The sequence below is a fragment of the Clostridiales bacterium genome, from assembly GCA_017569285.1.
GTDB lineage: Bacteria > Bacillota > Clostridia > Christensenellales > Aristaeellaceae > Aristaeella.
In genome coordinates this window covers 447131-470223 of sequence record CP069419.1, presented here as the reverse complement: position 1 = coordinate 470223, position 23093 = coordinate 447131, and the positions used below count along the sequence as shown (strand labels likewise).

Below are 23093 nucleotides of genomic sequence, written 5' to 3'. Positions count from 1 at the left end.
AGCAAAAAAGCGAAAAAAAGTGCTTGACAAAGGGGGGAGGGTTTGGTATATTAGTCAAGCTCGCCTGCGGGAGATAATCCCCGGAAGAGCGAAGCGAACCTTGAAAACGATACAGAGAAAGAAACGCGCAAACAAAAGGAACTGTGCAGAGATGCACAGATGAAGACAGCGAAGATTCCAAAGAGTTTAGCATCGAGAGATGTTAAGGATTAAACGGAAGAGTTTGATCCTGGCTCAGGACGAACGCTGGCGGCGTGCCTAACACATGCAAGTCGAGCGGGGACATGCGACGGATGTGAAGTTTTCGGATGGAACTGAAGATGTATGTTCTAGCGGCGGACGGGTGAGTAACGCGTGAGCAACCTGTCCTTCACAGGGGGATAACACAGCGAAAGTTGTACTAATACCGCATAAGACCACAACGGGACATCCCGAAGGGGTCAAAGGAGCAATCCGGTGAAGGGTGGGCTCGCGTCCGATTAGATAGTTGGTGAGGTAACGGCCCACCAAGTCGACGATCGGTAGCCGACCTGAGAGGGTGATCGGCCACATTGGGACTGAGACACGGCCCAAACTCCTACGGGAGGCAGCAGTGGGGAATATTGGGCAATGGGGGAAACCCTGACCCAGCAACGCCGCGTGAGGGAAGAAGGTTTTCGGATCGTAAACCTCTGTCCTTGGTGAAGAGTAAGAGACGGTAGCCAAGGAGGAAGCCCCGGCTAACTACGTGCCAGCAGCCGCGGTAATACGTAGGGGGCGAGCGTTGTCCGGAATGATTGGGCGTAAAGGGCGCGTAGGCGGCCCGGTAAGTCTGGAGTGAAAGTCCTGTTTTTAAGATGGGAATTGCTTTGGATACTGTCGGGCTTGAGTGCAGGAGAGGTAAGTGGAATTCCCAGTGTAGCGGTGAAATGCGTAGAGATTGGGAGGAACACCAGTGGCGAAGGCGACTTACTGGACTGTAACTGACGCTGAGGCGCGAAAGTGTGGGGAGCAAACAGGATTAGATACCCTGGTAGTCCACACTGTAAACGATGAATGCTAGGTGTAGGGGGTATCGACCCCTTCTGTGCCGCAGTTAACACAATAAGCATTCCGCCTGGGGAGTACGGCCGCAAGGTTGAAACTCAAAGGAATTGACGGGGGCCCGCACAAGCAGCGGAGCATGTGGTTTAATTCGACGCAACGCGAAGAACCTTACCAGGTCTTGACATCCAGTAAAACTTGTAGAGATACAAGGTGAGCTTGCTCATACTGAGACAGGTGGTGCATGGTTGTCGTCAGCTCGTGTCGTGAGATGTTGGGTTAAGTCCCGCAACGAGCGCAACCCTTATTTTCAGTTACTAACGTGTAAAGACGAGGACTCTGAAGAGACTGCCGGGGACAACTCGGAGGAAGGTGGGGACGACGTCAAATCATCATGCCCCTTATGACCTGGGCTACACACGTGCTACAATGGCCACCACAGAGAGGAGCGAACCTGCGAGGGGGAGCGGATCTCAAAAAAGTGGTCCCAGTTCGGATTGTGGGCTGCAACCCGCCCACATGAAGTCGGAGTTGCTAGTAATCGCGGATCAGCATGCCGCGGTGAATACGTTCCCGGGCCTTGTACACACCGCCCGTCACACCATGGGAGTTGGGAGTGCCCAAAGTCGGTGAGGTAACCGCAAGGAGCCAGCCGCCTAAGGCAAGACCAATGACTGGGGTGAAGTCGTAACAAGGTAGCCGTATCGGAAGGTGCGGCTGGATCACCTCCTTTCTAGGGAGAAAGCGGAAGCCGAAAGGCAGACGCCGAAACCGAGGTCGATATGAAAGAGAAATCTTTCATCTAAAAGCTTCAAAGAAGCAAAACGGAACGTCAACGAACGTTCGAAAAAGGAAACAGCTGTTGAATGTTTGCAAATTGAATCTCTGTATCGTTTTCAGGGTTCGCGGATAAGGAATCGCACGCGCACCGCGGAACTGCAGTCGCAGTTCTCGCGCACCGCACGCGAGAGCGCACCTTGACAACTGCACAGCAAAGAAAGATTCAGGAAAGGCCAGTTGCATCAGCAGGGAGACCTGCTGAGGTAAGGAAAATGTAAATTTTCACAAAACAATTGGTCTCAGGATCAGCGATGAAAAAATCAAGCTACAAAGAGCACAGGGTGGATGCCCTGGCACCATACGCCGAAGAAGGACGTGGCAAGCTGCGATAAGCTACGGGGAGCCGCAAGCAGGCATTGATCCGTAGACATCCGAATGGGGAAACCCGGCAGTCGAAGAGGCTGTCACCGTAAGATGAATCCATAGTCTTACCGGAGGGCACGCGGGGAACTGAAACATCTAAGTACCCGCAGGAAGAGAAAATAAATAATGATTTCCTAAGTAGCGGCGAGCGAACGGGAAAGAGGCCAAACCGGGGAGCATGCTCCCCGGGGTTGTGGGTCAGCGAAACGCACGCGAGATCTTAGCGGAAGAGAGATGGAAAGCTCAGCCAAAGGGGGTAACAGCCCCGTACGCGAAAAGATCAGACGGCCAGCTGAAACCAGAGTACCGCAGGGCACGAGGAATCCGGCGGGAAGCAGGGTGGACCACCATCCAAGCCTAAATACGATATGGTGACCGATAGCGCATAGTACCGTGAGGGAAAGGTGAAAAGAACCCCGGGAGGGGAGTGAAAGAGAACCTGAAACCCTGTGTTTACAAGCAGAGAAAGTACACGCGATGTACGATCTCGTACTTTTTGTAGAACGGACCGGCGAGTTACGTTATGCAGCGAGGTTAAGAACTGAAGGTTCGGAGCCGAAGCGAAAGCGAGTTTGAATAGGGCGATAGTTGCATGACGTAGACCCGAAACCGGGTGACCTATCCATGGCCAGGTTGAAGTGGGAGTAAAATCCCATGGAGGACCGAACCAGACGTCTGTTGAAAAAGGCGGGGATGAGCTGTGGATAGGGGAGAAATTCCAATCGAACCCGGAGATAGCTGGTTCTCCTCGAAATAGCTTTAGGGCTAGCCTCATGGAGTAATTAATGGGGGTAGAGCACTGAATGGGCGCGGGGGACTCAAATCCTACCAAACTCTATCAAACTGCGAATACCATATAATGCAGACCATGGGAGTCAGTCCGCGAGAGATAAGTTCCGCGGGCAAAAGGGGAACACCCCAGATCAACCGCTAAGGTCCCAAAGTACACGTTAAGTGGAGAAGGATGTGGAATTGCACAGACAACCAGGATGTTGGCTCAGAAGCAGCCACACATTTAAAGAGTGCGTAATAGCTCACTGGTCGAGTGGTTGTGCGCCGAAAATGTCCGGGGCTAAAACGTGACACCGAAGCGATGGATGCGCGCAAGCGCGTGGTAGAGGAGCATTGTATGCAGGCTGAAGCCGTATCGAAAGGCACGGTGGACCGCATACAAGAGAGAATGCCGGTATAAGTAGCGAGAGCGAAGCGAGAAACTTCGCCGTCGAAAGCCCAAGGTTTCCTGGGGAAGGTTCATCCACCCAGGGTAAGTCGGGACCTAAGCCGAGGACAGCGGTCGTAGGCGATGGACAGCAGGTGTATATTCCTGCACTACCGAAGAATGAAGCAGTGACACAGAAGGATAGCCTGAGCGGGGTGATGGTCAACTCCGTGCAAGCATCTAGGTTGGGGCGTAGTGAAGTACGCGTCCCTCTAAGCTGAGATGTGATGCGGACCGAAATTAAGTAGGGAAGCAGGTGAGTTCACGCTGGCGAGAAAAGCTGCTAGTACATCTGAAGGTACCCGTACCGGAAACCGACGCAGGTGGGCGAGGAGAGAATCCTGAGACGAACGGGAGAACCCTTGTTAAGGAACTCGGCAAAATGACCCCGTAACTTCGGGATAAGGGGTGCCACGAGAGTGGCCGCAGAGAATAGGCTCAAGCGACTGTTTAGCAAAAACACAGGTATCTGCGAAAGAGAGATCTGACGTATAGGTGCTGACACCTGCCCGGTGCTGGAAGGTTAAGGGAACATGTTAGAGCAATCGAAGCATCGAACCGAAGCCCCAGTAAACGGCGGCCGTAACTATAACGGTCCTAAGGTAGCGAAATTCCTTGTCGGGTAAGTTCCGACCCGCACGAATGGTGTAACGATTTGAGCGCTGTCTCAACAGGGGGCCCGGTGAAATTGAAGTATGGGTGAAGATGCCCATTACCCGCGACTGGACGGAAAGACCCCGTAGAGCTTTACTGTAGCCTGATATTGGATTTCGGTAACGGATGCACAGGATAGGTGGGAGGCTGAGAGCCCAGGACTTCGGTTTTGGAGGAGCCGGCGTTGGGATACCACTCTTCTGTTACTGGAATTCTAACATGGACCCGTAAACCGGGTAATGGACAGTGTCAGGTGGACAGTTTGACTGGGGCGGTCGCCTCCGAAAGAGTAACGGAGGCGCCCAAAGGTACCCTCAGAATGGATGGAAATCATTCGAAGAGTGCAAAGGCAGAAGGGTGCCTGACTGCGAGAGTGACAATTCGAGCAGAGACGAAAGTCGGGCTTAGTGATCCGGCGGTATTGAGTGGAAAAGCCGTCGCTTAACGGATAAAAGCTACCTCGGGGATAACAGGCTGATCTCCCCCAAGAGTCCACATCGACGGGGAGGTTTGGCACCTCGATGTCGGCTCGTCGCATCCTGGGGCTGAAGCAGGTCCCAAGGGTTTGGCTGTTCGCCAATTAAAGCGGCACGCGAGCTGGGTTCAGAACGTCGTGAGACAGTTCGGTCCCTATCCATCGTGGGCGTAGGAGTCATGAGAGGAGCTGTTCCTAGTACGAGAGGACCGGAATGGACGCATCACTGGTGCAACTGTTGTCGTGCCAACGGCACAGCAGGGAAGCGAAATGCGGATGGGATAAACGCTGAAGGCATCTAAGCGTGAAGCCCACCTCAAGAATAAGACTCCCATTGCGCAAGCAAGTAAGACCCCCGGAAGACGACCGGGTAGATAGGTCATCGGTGGAAGTGCGGTAACGCATGGAGCTTGATGATACTAATAGGTCGAGGGCTTGATTTTACGCGTGATCTTGAGACAAATTGGTAAAGGCAAAGACTGAATCTGGAAGCTGTGCAGTTGTCAGGGTGCGGATAAAAATAGCTCACCATTTCCGGTGGCAATGACGAAGGGGTTCCACCTGTTCCCATACCGAACACAGAAGTTAAGCCCTTCAGTGCCGATGGTACTTGACTGGTAACGGTCCGGGAGAGTAGGTCGCCGCCGGATTCCACATAAAACCGCTTGCATTTCTGCAAGCGGTTTTCTTATGGAATCTCGGCGGCGCGCCTCCGCATTCTCAATAGTCGCAACTCTCCACTGGAGAGCTTGCTCCTTTTCGAATGACCTCAGCTCTGACGAAACTCCCCGCACTGCGGGTCGTCAGAGCTTCGCCCGGATTCCAAATAAAACTGCCGCAAAATGCGGCAGTTTTTTTGTCATTAACCGGCGCTTTCCGCAACCTCAGTCGGCGCACTGCTCCCTTGGAGCGGTCGCATTGCTTGCTTCGGTTGACTCGTTCGGGTCGCTTTTGACTTCGTCAAATGCCCCACTGGGGCACCGCTTCCCTCGCTCCCCGCATTCTTAATAGTCGCAACTCTCCACTGGAGAGATTGCTCCTTTTCGAATGACCTCAGCTCTGACGAAACTCCCCGCACTGCGGGTCGTCAGAGCTTCGCCCGGATTCCAAATAAAACTGCCGCAATAATGCGGCAGTTTTTTTGTCATTAGCCGGCGCTTTACGCAACCTCAAAGGTCGTTCAAAGCGCTTGGAGCGCGCTTTGCTCTCCCTTTCGGTTGACTCGCTCGGGTCGCTTCCACCTACGGTGGACAGCCCACTGGGCTGACGCTCCCCTCACTCCCCGCAACCTCAATCGTCGCTTCCCCTAAATGAATATTTCCCCAAAAGAGGAGGCCGCTTGCATAACGCAAGCGGCTGATATGGTTTAATGCTGAATATCGATTAAATATAAAGACAGGAGATGCCGAAGAGAAGCTGGGCAGCGTAGTAGGAGATCATAATGATCCAGCTGACGGCTTTTCCGGCAGTATAAAGATTCCGGTGAAGCAGGATATAGTCGCTGACAAAGAACAGCGCACCGCCGCAGGCAATCAGGATACCATAAAGGGTACCGGAGGCCAGCGCACCGACCGCAAAGGCGGACATGAAAGAAAGAACGATGCCATAGACGGCGAATACCGGAAGTTGCTTACCGATCAGATTTTTGTTTTTGTAAAATGTGTAGATCATGATTCCCAGGAAAACAGCCAGGCAGATTATATGCACGGCTGAAACGGGAAAGAGATGGATGAGGAAAGCAATATAGCAGATATGGCCGGCAAGGAAGAAACCGCCGCCCAGCAGGGTGCTGAACTCCAGCAGGTAGTCACCGACCGCACAGAGCAGGATACCGGCTGCGCAGATCCAGCAGTGGGGATCCAGCCGGATGGCGGCGACCAGCGCCGGAATCAGTGCACAGAGCGTACCAGCTGACTTGTACATAGCAGCCAGGGAGTATTTTGCGGTGGATTTATAAAACATGAACATCGGCAGGCATACGCCCAGGCAGAGAAGCGGGGACGCGATGATCCAGATCATGAATTCACCTCCGTCGGTCAGACAGGATCAGCCTCAGGGGCTGGTGTGGGCACCGGGGTCTGTACAGGCCGCAGATCCAGAGTGGGATCTCCGGGAACCCAGGGCATCAGGAAGCAGGTTACATACATGGACGGATTGCTATAGGTGTAATCCCAGGAGAAGGTGAGGCTTTCCTCCCGGTCACGATCCTCTTCCGGAACCAGGGAGATATTGGCCTTCGGATTTTCCGCATTCGGATCAAAGTCCCGGGTATACATCCGGACGGTATGTGGGGATTTTGTCCGCTTGCCTTCCGCATCGGTAAAGTTCAGGGAAACATTTCCCTCAATGGTGGTCATGCGGTATTTGCCGTTTTCCAGGAGCTGCAGGTCATAGACCAAGCCGACATGGTAATAGGGGGTAGCACCCGCCTTAACATATTTCTTGTTGGCATTGCCGAATACTGCGATGAACCCTTTCTGGGGAACGGATGTGACCCGGTTCATACGCAGATATCCGTCGTACAGCTTGCCGACTCCGGCTTCCTTTACGTGGACGAGACCGGAAACCTCTTTCTTTTCTGTCTTGTTCTTCTCCTGCTGCGGAATTCCCAGCTCCAGCATACACCAGGTAACAAAGCCGCCGCACCAGCCATATTCATAGTTGTTGCGCCACTTGGTATATTTGTTCTTTTTCTTCAGCTCTTTGCCGCTGACTTCCTCCAGCTCGCTGCGGGCCAGGTCCAGCAGGTCGATGATGGTCTGTGGAAGTTCAGACAGGACTTCCTCCGGAACCTGCGGCGGCGCGGGGGTCGGGGTTGCTTTGCCTTTCTTGGCGGCAAAGGCCGTGGAAGAAAAAAGGAGCATAAATGTGAAAACCAGCACCGAAGCGCGCTTCATCAGGGACATCCGTTAAAACCTGCCTTTCATAAACCGTAAAGATCGAATGTTTCCGGGGCGGGAGTGGTTTCCGCCGGGGAAGCGGAAAGCTCTGTGCCCGGAGTGTGTGTGATACCCGGAGCAAGGCCCGGCGTACTGCCCGGAGACGGAGAACCGGGGACTTCCGGAACGGCGGTTTCCGTGACCTCCGGAAGGGACGGAAGTTCGGGCAGGAGCCCAGCCTGCCGGCTTCCGAAGAAAAGCACCGCCAGGAATGTACAGACCAGAAGCAGGAGGATCAGCCGGAAACGGGAGCGCTGCAGCTTCATCGGGCACCTCCTGCAAGCATGGAAAGCCTTGCGTCTTCCTCCAAGTCCGCCTTGTTGCGGGCAGAAACGCCGCAGAGGAGGCCGGCCAGGAAAAGGGAGACCGAAAGGGCAGAAAAGTCGGAAGAGAGCAGGGGAAGCGGAAGCGCTTCCACGGGGGAAAGACCGAAGTCTCCCAGCAGCGCACTGACGGCCCCCAGGCCCAGCAGCAGGACGGCTCCCATGGCAGTGAGCCCATGGAAGCGGCTGCGTGCCAGAACCGCCAGGGAACCGCCACGGATCAGCAATACCGGATAAAGCAATGCCACGCAGGCGGTGAATACCAGGCCGTACCGCATGGAAGCGGCCGGCAGCAAAGATATGGCATCAGGATCCGCCAAGGCGGGATCGGCTTCCGGCATTTCCGGGCCAAAGAAGGAAAGCGGTGCAGCCGCCTGCAGCGGGGATGCCGGAGCTTCTGAACGGACTGAAAACAGACCTGGGTTCAGCGCGGAAGCACCGAGACTCAGCAGGAGGACAGCGGAGATCCCCGCCAGCAGATACGCCGGATGACCGCCATACGCCCAGAAAAGAAGCAGGAAAACGATGCTCCACACAATCGCAGCAGCGGGAGCCGGCTGGGCGAGCAGCAGCGCTGCTCCGGCCAGGCCGAGCAGCAGAGCGTACAGCTGGCGGCGCATGGACAGCAGCGCGGAAAAGGCAATCATCAGGAATGCGCAGGCGGGCAGTTCCACCCGGAATCCGGCATCAACACCGGCCAGCGGAAGCACCGGCAGGGCCAGGCCAATGAACGCCGGTACGATGGCGGCAGCCGCCGAGAAACGGTATATATGAACTACGGTTATCCCAAGGAACAGGAAAACCAGCGCGCCGGCACTTTGCAGCGCGCGGGTGACGGCCAGGTCCGGCTGACCGGCCATCAGGAGAATGCCAAGCGCACAGAGGGAAACGGACAATACGGTCAGCAACCGGTCCATGGAAAGCAGGCGGGCAAATAATGCACCGCAGAGCAGGATGACAGCCGGGACCGCGACGGCCAGCGTCCAGAGACGGTTATCTCCTTCCCGTACGGCGGGAAGCAGGAAACCGGCCAGGAAAAACAGGATGACCGCCCAGAAGCAAACCCGGCGAGCGGAAACGGAATGCTTTTTCATTCGCTCCAGTCCTCCTTCCACTGCTTTTCAGGGGACGGGGACTGTACCGGGGTACCGACCGGATCAACGGGAATACCTTCAGGTGCGCTAACGGCGGGTGGGTACGGTACAGGATCGGCAGCAGGAGGATAAGGCATAGCCCCCGGAGCCGGCGGGAAGGCCGGGTCCGGCGCAGCCCATGGCATTCCGGCGGGCGGCATTTCCATCTCCGTCAGGACAGCCTGCTGCAGCGGATGAACCATATGGTCCATCGCGGCAAAAAGCTGAAGCCGGAGGACCATCGGGCCAACCTGCAGGCACATTCCGTGCGTCATGGGCCGGGCAGAAGCATCTGAATGGCAATCCAGCATGACGCCGTCCACCCAGACCTCACAGCCGCTGCGGGGATACAGGAGCAGGCCGACGCCGTCCTGCCAGCGGAAATCCAGGTGGCAGGAACGGATTCCGGGACCCGGAACCACCAGGTCGCAGGAGCGGACCGAACCGAGCACGCCTTCACGGGGAACCGGGAACCAGGTCTGGGCGGGCAGGCGGTCACTGCCGGACAGAACTACCAGTTCACCGACGGTTCCTGCGCCGGGCAGGGCACGGAGGCGCTCCTTCCGGGTACGCCGGTCCGATGCCAGCCATCCCAGCGCAGAAACCAGAATGACAAGGGCCAGGATAACAAAAAGCCAGCGTGACAGCAGGAAAAGCACATTCCAGATTTCCGGTGACACGCTGTACAAATGCAATAACCTTCTTTCGGGCGGCGGATCAGAGATCCGCGGGATTGAGCCAGGATTCCCATTCGGCGCGGGGGCGTGAATCGCGGATGATCCGGGCGATGATTTTCCGCTCCTCGGCGGGGAGAAATTCCTGGTACCGGGTATACAGCACGCGCATGGCGGCATAGGAGCCGGTTTCCATGCAGTACGCATGGAGGGCATCATAATTGACGGAATATACCTTCAGGCTTTCGAACAGGACGCCCAGGACATCGTCTGCCGCGTCCTTCAGCTCTGACGTGCGGACACGGCGGGAGGTGCCGTCATCCATCCGGACGGCCATGGAGGGGCCGAGATGCTCATACAGGGTGTTGAAAAGGACATCCTCCAGACGGGCTGCCATATCGGAAAATGTATCCTTGTAGGCGGCGTATGAGCAAAGCAGCGCGGCTGCACGGTCCGGAACGCCGGGCTCATCCATCAGGACAGAACCAAAGCGGGGACGAAGTGCTTCCCGGACACGCCAGGTTTCAATCATGGAAATCCCCCCGTTGATATCAACTGTTCCTATCATAACATAAAAATCATAGAAAGGACACGGGATTCCCCACAAAATGTGAATTATGTATTAACTCTTTTGAACAAACGGTTAAGCGCAGGCGGGAACATAAAAAAAACCGGATTCCAAATCCGGGAAAATCATAAATCTTGTGGAAGTAAAGGGGAACAAAGCACAAAACCTTGACATGGATAACTGTGAATTTCTTAAAATTCTGACAAAACAATCCACAGGCAGGAAGCCTTGAAATTTCGCGGTGTTTCTGTTATTATTGTCGCGCTGGTTTTGGAATAAAAAGTTTTCCACAGCTGGTTATCCACAGCTCACGACATCGTTTCGTGCGCCATTTTTTACACGATAATTACGGATTGAGAGGAATCGTCCGGATGAATTTAGAGGTACTCTGGGAACAGACATGCGCACTGCTGGCCAAAGATATGAACTATGTTTCCTACAGCACATGGGTGGACGGGAACATGGTTCCGTCTGCCATCCATGAGGATGAGGTCATCATCGGCGTAAAGATGGAGGGGATGATTCCCCTGATCCAGAAAAAGTACCTGAAGCTGATTGAAAAGTGCCTGAGTGAAACGGCCGGACGGCCGCTGCGGGTGACCCTGCTGAGCAAGAACGCAGCAGAACAGATGATCACCCCTGCTGCCAGTACGGAAAATGACGAGAATGATCCCCACCTGAATCCCAAGTACACATTTGAGAACTTCGTGGTCGGAAACGCCAACCGGTTTGCGCATGCGGCTGCCCTGGCCGTGGCGGAAAGCCCGGCGGAAGCCTATAACCCGCTGTTTATCTACGGCGGTGTGGGACTGGGGAAAACCCACCTGATGCAGGCGATCGGCCACTTCATCCACCAGAATGATCCCAGCAAGAAAATCCTGTACATGACCAGCGAAAGCTTCACCAATGAACTGATCAGTGCCATCCAGCAGAAAAAGACGTTTGAGTTCCGGGAGAAGATCCGGAAGGTGGACGTGCTGATGGTGGACGATATCCAGTTTATTGCCGGCCGGGAGAGTACCCAGCAGGAATTCTTCAACACATTCAACGAGCTGCATAACGACAACAAGCAGATCGTGCTGACCAGCGACAAGCCGCCGAAGGATATCCAGCGGCTGGAGGAGCGGCTGTGCTCCCGGTTTGAGTGGGGCCTGGTGGCGGACATCCAGCGGCCGGACATCGACACGCGCGTGGCGATCCTGCGCGAAAAGACGCTGCAGGACAACATCAGCGTGCCGGACGACGTGCTGCAGTTGATTGCCGGCAAGATCGACAGCAATATCCGGGAACTGGAAGGCTGCCTGACCCGGCTGGTGGCATATTCCAACCTGGTGAAGGAACCGATTACCATGGAACTGTGCGAGCAGGCGCTGAAGGAAATCTTCGACCAGCGCCGGCACAAGCAGATTACCGCTGAACTGATTATGCAGACCGTGAGCGATTACTACGGGCTTACGCTGAATGACCTGATCGGACCGACCCGGAAACGGGAGATCACCGTTCCGCGGCAGATTGCCATGTACCTGACACGGGAACTGACCGGAATGAGCCTTCCGCAGATCGGCAGCGTGTTCGGCGGACGGGACCATACAACGGTCATGCACAGCTGCAAAACCGTGGAAGCCGGAATGGACGGGGAGTCCAACCTGAGCATGGTGGTGAACGACGTTAAGCGGCTGGTGAAAAATGCGCAGTAATGATTGACAAATCAAGGCTCCGCATGATATAGTACCGCATGAAATCGCGAATGAGGAAGCGCGGCTTCGTCCCTGCGAAGCCGTGCTTTTTGTATTACTGAAGGAGTGGAAGGCATGGAAGAGAAAATCAAGGCCCTGCGGGAAGCGATGGAACAGGCAATCGCCGGAGTGGACACCAAGGAAAAGCTGGCCGCGTTCTGGCAGGATTTCCTGGGCAAGAAGGGCAGCATCGCCGAGCTGATGAAAGGCCTGGGAGCCGTGGCGAAGGAAGACCGGCCTTCCGTGGGTAAGGTCATCAACGAATTCAAGGTACAGGTAGAAGAACAGTACCGCACCCTGAGCGACAAAATCGAACAGCTGGAGCTGGCAGCCCGGAACCGGAAGGAGCAGGTGGATATCACCCTGCCCGGAACGAAACGTTCCCTGGGGGGCCTGCATCCGCTGACGATCGTCAAGAACGAGATGATCGGCGTGTTTGCCGGCATGGGTTTTGAAGTGTACGAAGGCCCGGAAATCGAGGACGACGACCACAACTTCACCCGGCTGAACGTGCCGAAGGACCATCCGTCCCGCGATACGCAGGACACCTTCTACCTGGACGACGAGTACCTGCTCCGGACGCAGACCAGCGGCGGGCAGATCCGCATCATGGATATGGAAAAGCCGCCGATCAAGGTGCTGGTTCCCGGACGTGTGTTCCGTTCCGACAGCGACGCGACCCACAGCCCCATGTTCCATCAGATGGAAGGTCTGGTGGTGGACAAGGGGATTACCCTGTGCGACCTGCAGGGAATGCTGGACAAATTCGTGCAGCAGATTTTTGACGCAGACGTCAAGACACGGCTGCGGCCGAGCTATTTCCCGTTTACCGAACCCAGCGTGGAAGTGGACGTGAGCTGCTTTGAGTGCGGCGGAAAGGGATGCCCGCTGTGCAAGCATACCGGATGGATCGAAGTGCTCGGCGGCGGTGTCGTGCATCCCAAAGTCCTGGAAAACTGCGGAATTGACTCCAGCGTGTATTCCGGTATTGCGTTCGGAATCGGAATCGAGCGCATCACGATGCTGAAGTACGGCATCAACAACATCGGTCTCCTGTTTGAGAACGACCTGCGGTTCCTGAAGCAGTTCAAGGATTGACACGAGGAGGAAACGACGATGAAAGTACCATACAGCTGGCTGAAGGAATACGTGGACCTGGATATCACTGCGCAGGAGCTGACCGACAAGCTTTTTGATTGCGGATTTGAGGTGGAGGAGTTGCTGGACCTGGGCGCGGAGATCAGCCGCGTTGTGGTTGGCGAAGTGCTGAGCTGCGAGCCGGTGGAGGGTACCCACCTGTTCACATGCCAGGTCAACTGCGGCGAATACGGCAATCCGATCCAGATTGTGACCGGTGCCCCGAACGTTTATGCGGGAATGCATACACCCGCTGCTCTGGACGGCTCCACGCTGCCCGGCGGAATCAAAATCAACGCGAAGCCCATGAAGGGAATCGAGTCGAACGGCATGCTGTGCTCCGGGGAGGAGCTGGGCCTGAACGACGACCTGTATCCCGGCGCGGATGTCTACGGACTGATGGACCTGCCGAAGGATACGGTTCCCGGAACGGATATCCGGACCGTGGTCGGCCTGGACGACTATATCCTGGATGTGTCCATCACGGCGAACCGGCCGGACTGCCAGAGCATCCTGGGAATCGCCCGGGAAGTGGCCGCCGCGCTGGGCAAGGAACTGAAAATGCCCGCGACGGACTACAAAACGACGGATTACGTGTTCCCGGACCTGGACGTGAAGGTGGAAGCACCCGACCTGTGCCCCCGTTACCTGGGACACGGCGTGCGGAACATCACAGTCGGGGAGAGCCCGCGGTGGATGCGCCGCAACCTGGCCCTGTGCGGCCTGCGGAGCATTTCCAACGTGGTGGATATCACCAACTATGTGCTGCTGGAGATCGGCCAGCCGATGCATGCATTTGATATGGACCAGCTGCAGGAGCGGAAGATCATTGTCCGCCGCGCGAAGCCCGGCGAGAAGATCCAGACACTGGATGAAAAGGAATTCAGCCTGACCCCGGAGAACCTGGTGATCTGCGACGGCAACCGCCCGGTGGCGCTGGCCGGCATCATGGGAGGGCTGAACAGCGAAATTACCGAAAATACCACGCAGCTGCTGTTTGAAGCGGCCAAGTTTGCCCGGGACAACGTACGGAAAACCTCCCGCGCCCTGGGACAGAGCAGCGACTCGTCCGCCCGGTTTGAAAAGGGTATCAGCGAATACACCACCGAGCTGGGCATGGCCCGGGCCCTGCACCTGATTGAAGAGCTGGGCTGCGGCGAGATCACCTCCAGCGCGTTTGACTGCAGCGCCGGCGCATCCCGGGAAGGGAAGCGCTTCACCGCCAGCCTCAGCCGGATCAATGCGATCCTCGGCATTGAGGTGCCGGCGGAGGAAGTGCTCCGGATCCTGAAAAACCTGAGCTTTGACGTAACCCGGGACGGAGATACGCTGAATGTGCAGGCTCCCCGCTACCGCGAGGATATCGAGGTGGGCGAGCCGGACCTGGCGGAGGAAGTGATCCGGGAATACGGCTATGACCATGTTACCCCCACATTCCTGAAGGCTGCCATGGTGACCAGCGGCGGAAAGAATCCGGCCCAGCTGCGCCAGGACAAACTGAAGCGCATCATGTGCGCGGAGGGCTACAGCGAGATCATGACACTGTCCTTCTATGCGGACGCTGACCTGGACGCGCTGAAGATTCCGGCGGATGCTCCGGAACGCAATGTGCTGCGGATCAAAAACCCGATCTCCGCGAACCTGTCCATCATGCGGCCGCTGCTGGCGCCCAGCATGCTGAATATCGTGACGGAAAACCTGAAGAAGGGCAACAACGAAGGCCGGATCTTTGAGCTGAGCAATGTCTACATGCCCGGCGAGGCCGGTGAACGGCCGGCGGAACGGCTCCATATCGGCTTTGCCGCATTCGGCGACAGCGAGGATTTCTTCACGGTGAAGGGCAGCATGGAGGCGCTCGGAAACGCGTTCGGCCTCAGCTTCACCGTGGAACGGGCGCAGGACGTTTCCTGGCTGCATCCCGGAATTGCTGCATACCTGCTGTGCGAAGGGGAGCGGATCGGCGTGTTCGGCCGGCTGGCCAATGAAGTGACGGCGGAACTGAAGCTGCATAAGGACAACCGCGCCAGCCACAAGATCTTCCTGGGTGAAATTGACTATGAAAAGATGATGGCCCACGCAGCCGCGTCTTTCCGGTACCGCCCGATTTCCGTATTCCCGCCGGTGATCCGGGACCTGGCCCTGACCGTTTCCGAGGAAACTGCGTGCGGGGACCTGATGAACGAGATCGCCCGGGCCTGCCCGCGCGTGAGCGATGTGGAACTGTTCGATATCTACCGCGGCGAGCAGATCGGGGAGGGCAAGAAGAGCATGGCCTTCAAGATCCGCTTCGAGCCGGATGACAAGGCACTCACCCCCGAGGACATCGAACGTTTTGTGAAAAAAATCCTGGGCAACCTGAAGTTCAAACTCGGAGCGGAAATCCGCTGAAAAGGAAAACGTTTGCATCCATCCCGGAAAAACAGAAGAAAACCAAACGGCCCGGCACTTTGCCGGGCTTTTTTCGTTAAGCGAATGTGACGGAAAAGTGATCATTCCGTGATGTTTTTCAATTGACAATACATCCCCCCGTCATTATAATATTTGTGCATACAACCCATGTTGTTTTTGGTTGGTTTCCAGAAAAGAATATCCGTTCTGAACGCCTGATCCGGGTGTCGGATCATGCGTTTTGTGCGGGAACAGTGGGAGATGGACTCATGACAAGGAAATGGCGGAACGTGATCATCGGAGTCCTGGTAGTCGCGCTTCTGGGCGTGGTGCTCTGGCTGCTCAGCCAGGGGACCGACAACTACCGGGCCAAGTATGAGGGTACGGATCTTTCCACGGATGTTTCAGGCGTTGGACGCAGCAATACGTACAGCGCTTATCTGGCGTCCCATGCCGGTGAAGCAGCCGTAAAGGAAGAAATTCCGGTAGACGTTTTCTCCTTTGAGGGAGAGGGCGAAGCCCGGGCAGAGGGTGTATTCACACCGGAAGAAACAGAAGCTTCCTGGAAGGTAAACGTTCCCCAGGCCGGACTGTACAACGTCCGCCTCGATTACCTGACGACCCAGAGCCGCGGCGTCGACATCGAGCGCGAACTCCTGATCAACGGGGAAGTGCCGTTTGCCGGTGCCTCCGCGCTGACCTTCAGCCGCCTGTGGACAGACGCGGGTGAGGTCCGGCAGGACAACCAGGGCAATGACATCCGCCCCAGCCAGAAGGAGATTTTCGAACGGCAAACCGCATACTGCAAGGATGATATGGGCTACCAGACGGAGCCCTATGCTTTCCATTTCGATGAAGGCGAAAATACCATTACCCTGCGGGCAGTGAATGAACCGGTTGTGATCTGCGGAATGACGCTGGTGCCGATCAAGAAGGCACCGGAGTATGCGGATTACGCCGCCGCCCAGCCGGAAACCGCCATGACCGATGAGGGAAAGAACTATTCCCAGACTGTCCAGGGCGAGAGCGCTACGCTGCGCAGCGCCCCCAGCCTGTATGCCCGGTATGACCGGAGTTCCTCCCAGACCGTTCCGTATTCCGTGAATACCACGGTACTGAACTATATCGGCGGCGACCCGTGGACCTATCCGGGAGACTGGATCGAATGGCCGTTTGAAGTGCCGGAGGACGGCTACTACTATATTTCCATCAAGGCCCGCCAGATGTACCAGCGCGGCGCACTGTCCGCGCGGACTGTTTACATTGACGGAGAGGTTCCGTTCCGGGATCTGGAAGCCGTAACCTTCGGCTACAACACCGCATGGGAAATGCGGACGCTGGGCGACAAGGACGGAAACCCCTTCCGCTTCTTCCTGAAAAAGGGCGCCCATACGATCCGTATGGAAGTAACACTGGGCGAAATGGGCCCCGTGCTGCAGGACGTGGAAGACAGCGTTTTCCGCCTGAACCAGATTTACCGGAAGCTGCTGGTGCTGACCGGCGCGACACCGGACCGGTTCCGGGATTACAAGCTGAACGAAGTTTATCCTGAAGCGATCGAGGCAATGGAGCTGGAAAGCAAGCGCCTGTACAAGATCGTGGACGACGTGGTGGCAACCACCGGCGAGAAGAGCGACCGGATCGCCGCCGCGCAGACCCTGGCAGTCCAGCTGGAACAGTTTGTGGAAACCAACGAACGGATTACGGAATCCTTCGGTAACTTCAAGGACAACATCACGTCGCTGGGCTCCGCCATGCAGAACATGTCCGAAAGCAAGCTGGACGTGGATCTGATCATGATAACCGGTGAAAATGCGAAGATTCCGCCGGTGCGCGAGAGCTTCCTGACCAGCGCCCTGCACGAGATCCGCAGCTGCGCGAGTTCCTTCTTTGTGGATTACAACACGCTGGGCGACAAGTATGACGCAAACGACGACAACGTGCTGGATATCTGGATTACCACCGGCCGTGACCAGAGCACGGTGCTGAAGAGCATTGTGGATGATACGTTCACCGTAAAATCCGGCATCAAGGTAAATATCAAGCTGGTGCAGGCAGACGCCATCCTGACCGCGGTGGTTGCCGGCAACGGGCCGGACCTGGTGCTGAGCGTGAGCGGCTGGTTCGCCGTGAACTACGCAATGAGGAACGCGGTGGAGGACCTGACACAGTTTGCTGATTTTGATGAGGCTGTGAAGGCGTTCCATCCGAGCATCCTGGATCCGCTGAAGTACAACAACGGGGAGCATACCGGCATCTACGGAATGCCGGAGACCCAGGAAACCCTCCTGCTGTTCTACCGCAAGGATATCATGGAAGAACTGGGACTGCCGATTCCGCAGACATGGGACGAGCTGATCGCAGAACTTCCGACCCTTCAGGGCGACAGCCTGAGCGTCGGCGTTCCGTTCCCGGACGTCAACAACGTGGATACCGGCGTGTTCAACAGCCTGATCTACCAGAACGGCGGGGAGATTTACGACAAGGACGCCAAGCGAACGCTGATCGACAGCGAAGCCGGTGTTGCCGCATTCGAACTGTATACGAGCCTTTACAACGATTACGGACTTCCGTCCATTTACGAATTCCCCAGCCGCTTCCGCAGCGGGGAAATGCCGATGGGCATCGCGATGAGTTCCACCTACAATACCCTGTCGATTTCCGCACCGGAAATCCGCGGACTGTGGGACTTCACCCTGATTCCAGGCACACGGCAGGCGGACGGAACGATCAACCGTACCGCGCATACGGGCGGGCTGTGCTGCCTGATGATCAAAACGGACGATGAAAAGGTCCGCAACAATGCCTGGGAATTCATGAAGTGGTGGGTCGGCGCGGACGCACAGGTCCGCTTCGGCCGCGAGATGGAAAGCGTGCTGGGCACCAGCGGCCGGTATATGACGGCCAACCGGGAGGCCCTGCCCCAGCTGGGCTGGAACGCGAAGCAGCTGCGGGTCCTGGAAGCCCAGATGTCCCAGACACACGGCTTCCCGGAAATCGCCGGCGGCTATTCCACCACGCGTCATATGACCAATGCCATCCGCCGCGTGATCACCGCGAAGGAAGACAAGCGGGAGACGCTGATGAACTATGCGCGGACCATCAATGAAGAAATCCGGATCAAACGGCGGGAATTCAACCTGCCGCTGGATTAAGGAACAGGAAGGGAGGAATCAAGCATGCAGCAGACACAGTCTTTTACATCCCGCTTCATCAAAATGAAGCGTGAACAGTTCCAGCACGGACTGGTACAGGCAAAGCATAACAAGGTATGCTACCTGTTCCTGGCTCCGTACGCTATCCTGTTCTTTACCTTCTTCATCCTGCCGATCTGTACGTCGATCTTTTACGGGTTCACGTATTACAACATCCTGGAACCGGCCCGGTTTATCGGCCTGCAGAACTACATTAACCTGATCCTCCAGGATGAGGTATTCCTGATCGCTATCAAGAACACGTTCGTGATTGCGGTGATTACCGGACCGGTCGGATATATCCTTTCCTTCCTGTTCGCGTGGTTTATCAATGAACTGCCGAAATGGATCCGCTCTGTGGCGGTGGTGATCTTCTACGCCCCGTCCATCGCATCCTCCGCGTTCACGATCTTCTCCGTCCTGTTCCGCGGTGATGCTTACGGCTGGTTCAACGCGATCCTGATGGAGTTCGGCATTATCGAAGCGCCGAAGCTCTGGCTGATTACCCCGGACACCATGATGCCGATCCTGATCGTCGTTATCCTGTGGATGAGCATGGGCACCGGCTTCCTGAGTTTTGTTGCCGGCTTCCAGGGAATTGACCGGAGCATGTACGAAGCCGGGTATGTGGACGGCGTCCGCAACCGCTGGCAGGAACTGTACCACATCACCCTGCCAAGCATGAAGCCCATGCTGTTGTTCGGCGCGGTGATGAGCATTACCAACGCGTTCAACGTCAGCGACGTTCCGCGGATGCTGTGCGGATTCCCCTCCACGGACTACGCAGCGCGCACGGTGGTTACCCACCTGTTCGACTATGGTTTCAGCCGGTTCGAGATGGGCTATGCAAGCGCCATCGCGACCATCCTGTTCCTGGTCATGATTCTGTGCAAGAAAGCAATCACCGGATTGCTGGGAAGGGTGGGAACCTGATATGAGTGAGATCAACACAGTCAAATCAAACGGCACCCTGAAGCTGATTGACGGCAAGAAATACCGCGGATACCTCCAGGCGGATGAGACCGGCGCGGCCTTCTACCCGAAGGGAAAGACCGAACCCATTGTGCAGTGGACCTACGCGCGGATGCACCGGATGGACCGGATCCGCCGGGGCGGCACTTCCGGCGAGATTACCGTAATCCTGAAGGACGACAGCCGGTATATCTTTGACCTGGACTACGGCCTGAAACTCTACGACCATATGGACAAACACTGGGTTGACAAACCGGTGATGCCCAGGACCCGGGGTGATGAACTCCACCGCCTGGCGGAGCTGCGCGGTGAGAAGATCGAGGTGCCCAAAAAGCACCTGATTACCCGGCGCCATCCCAACCGGTCCATCGGCGGCGACATCGGGGTTTACCTGATCCTGGTGATCTTTGCCATCCTGATGGTATTCCCGCTGGTGTTCCTGATCGGCAACAGCCTGAAGCCGCTGAATGAATTCTTCCGGTTCCCACCGCCCGTGTGGCCTTCCCAGCCCACAACCGACAACTTCTCCGACCTGTTTGTCCTGATGGGGCAGAGCTGGGTTCCCTTCAGCCGGTACCTGATCAATACCGTTCTGATTACCTTTGTCGGTACGTTCGGACACCTGGTGATCGCGAGCATGGCGGCGTTCGTGCTGGCGAAATACCAGTTCCCGGGCGGAAGGACATTCTTCGCCGTGGTTACCACGTGCCTGATGTTCTCCGGCTATGTGACCGGCGTTCCGAACTACCTGATCATGAGCCGCCTGGGCATGATTGACACCTACTGGGCTCTGATCCTTCCGGCCTTCGCGGCGCCGATCGGCATGTTCCTGATGAAGCAGTTCATGGAGGGCCTGCCGACTGCCCTGATTGAAGCGGCCACCATCGACGGTGCGAGCACATTCGGAATCTTCTGGAACATCGTGATGCCGAACGTGAAGCCGGCGTGGCTGACCATGATCATCTTCAGCGTTCAGGGCCTGTGGAACTCCACAGCGACCACAGTGATTTATTCCGAAGCCAAGAAGCCCCTGGTATACGCCCTGAACCAGCTGCTGGCCGGCGGCGTTGCCCGTACCGGCGCAAGCGCCGCGGCGCAGGTCGTGATTATCTCCGTCCCCATCCTCATCTTCATCCTGAGCCAGAGCCGGATCCTGGAGACAATGGCCTCCTCCGGTATCAAGGATTAAGGTGATCCGGATGATGAACGACCGAATAAACAACAGGAGGGGATATCCCGTGAAAGGAATGATCAGGGCTATTGCGATTCTGTGCCTGCTTGCCCTGCTGCCGGTCACTGTGCTTGCGGACGACAGCTACAGCATGAAGCAGGACGGATTCAGCACTTCCTATTCCTATATTTATGACTACTGGGGCGACGTGCAGGAAGCACCGAACCCGTACCGGGTTTCCACGGTGATCGACAGCATTACGATCGGCCTGGACAAACTGGACGGAAAACGGATGAGCCGGCCGCAGAGCCTGTTTGTCCACGAAAAGGATCTGTATGTTGCGGATACCTTCAACAACCGGATCCTGCAGCTGCGTTACGACGGTGTGGAATTCGAACTGGTCCGGGTGATCAGCGAGGTCAAGGGAGTGGAACCGGCCACCTTCAACAACCCGTACGACATTGCGGTGGATGCGGATGAAAACATCTACGTTGCCGACTACTTCAATTACCGGGTTGTGATGATGGACAAGGACCTGAACTTCATCAAGGAGTTTACCAAGCCCACAGACTCCACCTATGACCAGGGACTGGATTTCCTCCCGAAGAAGATTGCTGTGGACGTTGCCGGCCGGGTGTACGTGCTTGGTGCGAACATCAACAAGGGCTTCATCAAATATGAAGCGGATACGACGTTCACCGGCTATATCGGTGCGAACCAGGTTTCCGTCAATATGGCCCAGTACATCTGGAAGCGGTATTTCCAGACGAAGGAGCAGCGGGCGGCCTCCCAGAGCTTCGCGCCAACGGAATATGAAAACCTGTACATTGATGATGAAGGCTTCATCTACGCGACGAACACCATCTTCAGTGAATACGACCTGAAGTGGGACAAGGCGAAGCCGATCCGCCGGCTGAACAGCCTGGGCGGCGACATCCTGATCAAGAACGACCGGTATCCCCCGATCGGCGATATCTGGTGGATTGAGGAGGGAACCCAGTACCTGGGGCCGACCCGGTTCACCGACATTACGGTGCTGAAAAACGATCTGTACGTGGCGCTGGACCGGACGCGCGGGCGCCTCTTCGGCTATGACAACCAGGGCGTGCTGCTGTGGGCATTCGGCACCCGCGGCAATGTGGAAGGCGCTTTCACCAGCGCAATCAGCGTTGAGCATATGGGATATGACCTGTTCGTTCTGGACCAGGTGGAAAACAGCATCACGGTTTTCACCCCGACCGAATACGGCCAGATGATCTACGATGCCAACGAGACGTACCTGAACGGTGAATATGACCGGAGTGCCGATATCTGGCGGGACGTCATGCGGATGAATGCCAACTATCCGCTGGCATTCCGGGGCATCGGACGGGCGATCCTGCGGCAGGACGATTTTGAAGGCGCGATGCGGTACTTTGAAATGGCCCATGACCAGGAAAGTTACGGACGGGCATTCAAGCTGTACCGGAAACAATGGATCGAGAAGAACATCCTGTGGATTGTCCTGATCCTGGCAGTGATCCTGATCGTTCCGCTGGTGATCGGGAGAGTAAAGAGAGCAAAGTGGGAGGTGATCATGCATGAGCAGAGCAAAGTCCGCCAGTGATTCCGTGAAGGCACTCAGGGCTGAAAAGCGGAAAGAGTCATGGTCCCGGTACCTTGATTCGCTGCGGTACTCCCTGCATGTGATCACCCATCCTTTTGACGGATTCTGGGATCTGATCCATGAGAAGAAGGGGACCCTGGCAGCGGCCCATACCTTCCTGATCCTGTTCCTGGTGGTGCGGGTGATGAAGCTGATCCTGACCAGCTTCCAGTTCATCAACGCTCCGATCCAGCATATCAATATTTTTGAGGAAGCGGGTTCCCTGGCACTGCCGTTCCTGGTGCTGTGCGTCGCCAACTGGGCGATGACCACCCTGTTTGAAGGCAAGGGCCGGTTCCGGGATATCTACATGGCAATGTGCTATGCCCTGGTACCGTATATCCTGATCCAGCTGCCGATGGTGATTATCAGCAACGGGCTGACCTTCGAAGAGGGCAGCATCTTCAGCATCATGCTGTCCGTCAGCGTGATCTGGTGCTGCTTCCTGGTATTCATCGGCCTGATGCAGGTGCATGACTACGGTCCCGGAAAAACCCTGATTTTCCTGGTCGTAACCGTGGTCGGCGCCATGGTCATCATCTTCCTGGTGCTGACATTCTTCAGCCTGCTGAGCGACGCGATTGCATATTTCGTGAGCCTGTACCGCGAAATTGTGTATCGCCTGTATTAAGGAGGGAG

14 protein-coding genes and 3 rRNA genes are annotated in these 23093 nt (G+C 56.3%); 11 read left to right on the top strand and 6 right to left on the bottom strand.

What is annotated here, in order from left to right; genetic code table 11:
* Nucleotides 1–211 precede the first annotated feature (211 nt).
* From JNO48_02135 to rrf, 3 genes are all read left to right on the top strand, one after another.
* A 16S ribosomal RNA gene (locus JNO48_02135) occupies nucleotides 212–1756 on the top strand.
* Nucleotides 1757–2121: 365 nt separating this feature from the next.
* Nucleotides 2122–5017, top strand: a 23S ribosomal RNA gene (locus tag JNO48_02130).
* 90 nt (nucleotides 5018–5107) lie between these two features.
* A 5S ribosomal RNA gene (rrf, locus tag JNO48_02125) occupies nucleotides 5108–5224 on the top strand.
* Together the 16S, 23S and 5S rRNA genes form the textbook arrangement of a ribosomal RNA operon.
* A 733-nt stretch (nucleotides 5225–5957) precedes the next feature.
* Here the strand turns inward: rrf and JNO48_02120 are convergent.
* From JNO48_02120 to JNO48_02095, 6 genes are read right to left on the bottom strand one after another with little or no spacing between them, the layout of a single operon-like run.
* On the bottom strand, nucleotides 5958–6593 hold the full coding sequence (locus JNO48_02120) for a lysoplasmalogenase (GenBank protein ID QTE68730.1): 636 nt from the start codon (nucleotides 6591–6593) through the stop codon (nucleotides 5958–5960).
* Nucleotides 6594–6610: 17 nt separating this feature from the next.
* Nucleotides 6611–7471: a CHAP domain-containing protein gene (locus JNO48_02115; GenBank protein QTE68729.1), complete on the bottom strand. Its 861-nt coding sequence runs from the start codon at nucleotides 7469–7471 to the stop codon at nucleotides 6611–6613.
* Between the two features lie 26 nt (nucleotides 7472–7497).
* A complete protein-coding gene (locus JNO48_02110; GenBank protein QTE68728.1) occupies nucleotides 7498–7779 on the bottom strand; it encodes a hypothetical protein in 282 nt (93 codons plus the stop codon).
* Nucleotides 7776–8930: an FtsW/RodA/SpoVE family cell cycle protein gene (locus tag JNO48_02105; protein ID QTE68727.1), complete on the bottom strand. Its 1155-nt coding sequence runs from the start codon at nucleotides 8928–8930 to the stop codon at nucleotides 7776–7778. Before JNO48_02105 ends, JNO48_02110 begins: the two co-directional genes overlap by 4 nt.
* A complete protein-coding gene (locus tag JNO48_02100) occupies nucleotides 8927–9658 on the bottom strand; it encodes a hypothetical protein (protein QTE68726.1) in 732 nt (243 codons plus the stop codon). The genes JNO48_02105 and JNO48_02100 overlap by 4 nt, the downstream gene beginning before the upstream one ends.
* 28 nt (nucleotides 9659–9686) lie before the next feature.
* Entirely contained in the window at nucleotides 9687–10175 is a 489-nt protein-coding gene (locus tag JNO48_02095; protein QTE68725.1) for a hypothetical protein, read from the bottom strand.
* 407 nt (nucleotides 10176–10582) lie between these two features.
* Here JNO48_02095 and dnaA point away from each other — a divergent pair, with 407 nt between their 5' ends.
* The 8 genes from dnaA to JNO48_02055 all read left to right on the top strand — a co-directional run bounded on the left by dnaA (nucleotide 10583) and on the right by JNO48_02055 (nucleotide 23085).
* Nucleotides 10583–11908 carry a chromosomal replication initiator protein DnaA gene (gene dnaA, locus JNO48_02090; GenBank protein ID QTE68724.1) on the top strand — a complete coding sequence of 442 codons (1326 nt, stop codon included), beginning with the start codon at nucleotides 10583–10585 and terminating at the stop codon, nucleotides 11906–11908.
* Nucleotides 11909–12022: 114 nt separating this feature from the next.
* Nucleotides 12023–13045 (top strand): phenylalanine--tRNA ligase subunit alpha, encoded by a 1023-nt coding sequence (gene pheS / locus JNO48_02085; GenBank protein ID QTE68723.1) that lies wholly within the window; start codon nucleotides 12023–12025, stop codon nucleotides 13043–13045.
* A gap of 18 nt (nucleotides 13046–13063) precedes the next feature.
* Nucleotides 13064–15472, top strand: a complete 2409-nt coding sequence (locus JNO48_02080; protein QTE68722.1) for a phenylalanine--tRNA ligase subunit beta — start codon at nucleotides 13064–13066, stop codon at nucleotides 15470–15472.
* A gap of 269 nt (nucleotides 15473–15741) precedes the next feature.
* Nucleotides 15742–18627, top strand: coding sequence for an extracellular solute-binding protein (locus JNO48_02075; protein QTE68721.1), 2886 nt, complete (start codon nucleotides 15742–15744; stop codon nucleotides 18625–18627).
* A gap of 24 nt (nucleotides 18628–18651) precedes the next feature.
* A complete protein-coding gene (locus JNO48_02070; protein ID QTE68720.1) occupies nucleotides 18652–19599 on the top strand; it encodes a sugar ABC transporter permease in 948 nt (315 codons plus the stop codon).
* 298 nt (nucleotides 19600–19897) lie between these two features.
* Entirely contained in the window at nucleotides 19898–20827 is a 930-nt protein-coding gene (locus tag JNO48_02065) for a carbohydrate ABC transporter permease (protein ID QTE69657.1), read from the top strand.
* A gap of 49 nt (nucleotides 20828–20876) precedes the next feature.
* Nucleotides 20877–22415 (top strand): NHL repeat-containing protein, encoded by a 1539-nt coding sequence (locus JNO48_02060; GenBank protein ID QTE68719.1) that lies wholly within the window; start codon nucleotides 20877–20879, stop codon nucleotides 22413–22415.
* Nucleotides 22390–23085 carry a YIP1 family protein gene (locus tag JNO48_02055; protein QTE68718.1) on the top strand — a complete coding sequence of 232 codons (696 nt, stop codon included), beginning with the start codon at nucleotides 22390–22392 and terminating at the stop codon, nucleotides 23083–23085. The genes JNO48_02060 and JNO48_02055 overlap by 26 nt, the downstream gene beginning before the upstream one ends.
* Nucleotides 23086–23093 lie beyond the last annotated feature (8 nt).

Coding starts and splice junctions, on each gene's coding strand:
- JNO48_02120 (QTE68730.1), bottom strand. CDS start 6,593: ATGATCTGGATCATCGCGTCCCCGCTTCTCTGCCTGGGCGTATGCCTG.
- JNO48_02115 (QTE68729.1), bottom strand. CDS start 7,471: ATGAAGCGCGCTTCGGTGCTGGTTTTCACATTTATGCTCCTTTTTTCT.
- JNO48_02110 (QTE68728.1), bottom strand. CDS start 7,779: ATGAAGCTGCAGCGCTCCCGTTTCCGGCTGATCCTCCTGCTTCTGGTC.
- JNO48_02105 (QTE68727.1), bottom strand. CDS start 8,930: ATGAAAAAGCATTCCGTTTCCGCTCGCCGGGTTTGCTTCTGGGCGGTC.
- JNO48_02095 (QTE68725.1), bottom strand. CDS start 10,175: ATGATTGAAACCTGGCGTGTCCGGGAAGCACTTCGTCCCCGCTTTGGT.
- dnaA (QTE68724.1), top strand. CDS start 10,583: ATGAATTTAGAGGTACTCTGGGAACAGACATGCGCACTGCTGGCCAAA.
- pheS (QTE68723.1), top strand. CDS start 12,023: ATGGAAGAGAAAATCAAGGCCCTGCGGGAAGCGATGGAACAGGCAATC.
- JNO48_02080 (QTE68722.1), top strand. CDS start 13,064: ATGAAAGTACCATACAGCTGGCTGAAGGAATACGTGGACCTGGATATC.
- JNO48_02075 (QTE68721.1), top strand. CDS start 15,742: ATGACAAGGAAATGGCGGAACGTGATCATCGGAGTCCTGGTAGTCGCG.
- JNO48_02070 (QTE68720.1), top strand. CDS start 18,652: ATGCAGCAGACACAGTCTTTTACATCCCGCTTCATCAAAATGAAGCGT.
- JNO48_02065 (QTE69657.1), top strand. CDS start 19,898: ATGCCCAGGACCCGGGGTGATGAACTCCACCGCCTGGCGGAGCTGCGC.
- JNO48_02055 (QTE68718.1), top strand. CDS start 22,390: ATGAGCAGAGCAAAGTCCGCCAGTGATTCCGTGAAGGCACTCAGGGCT.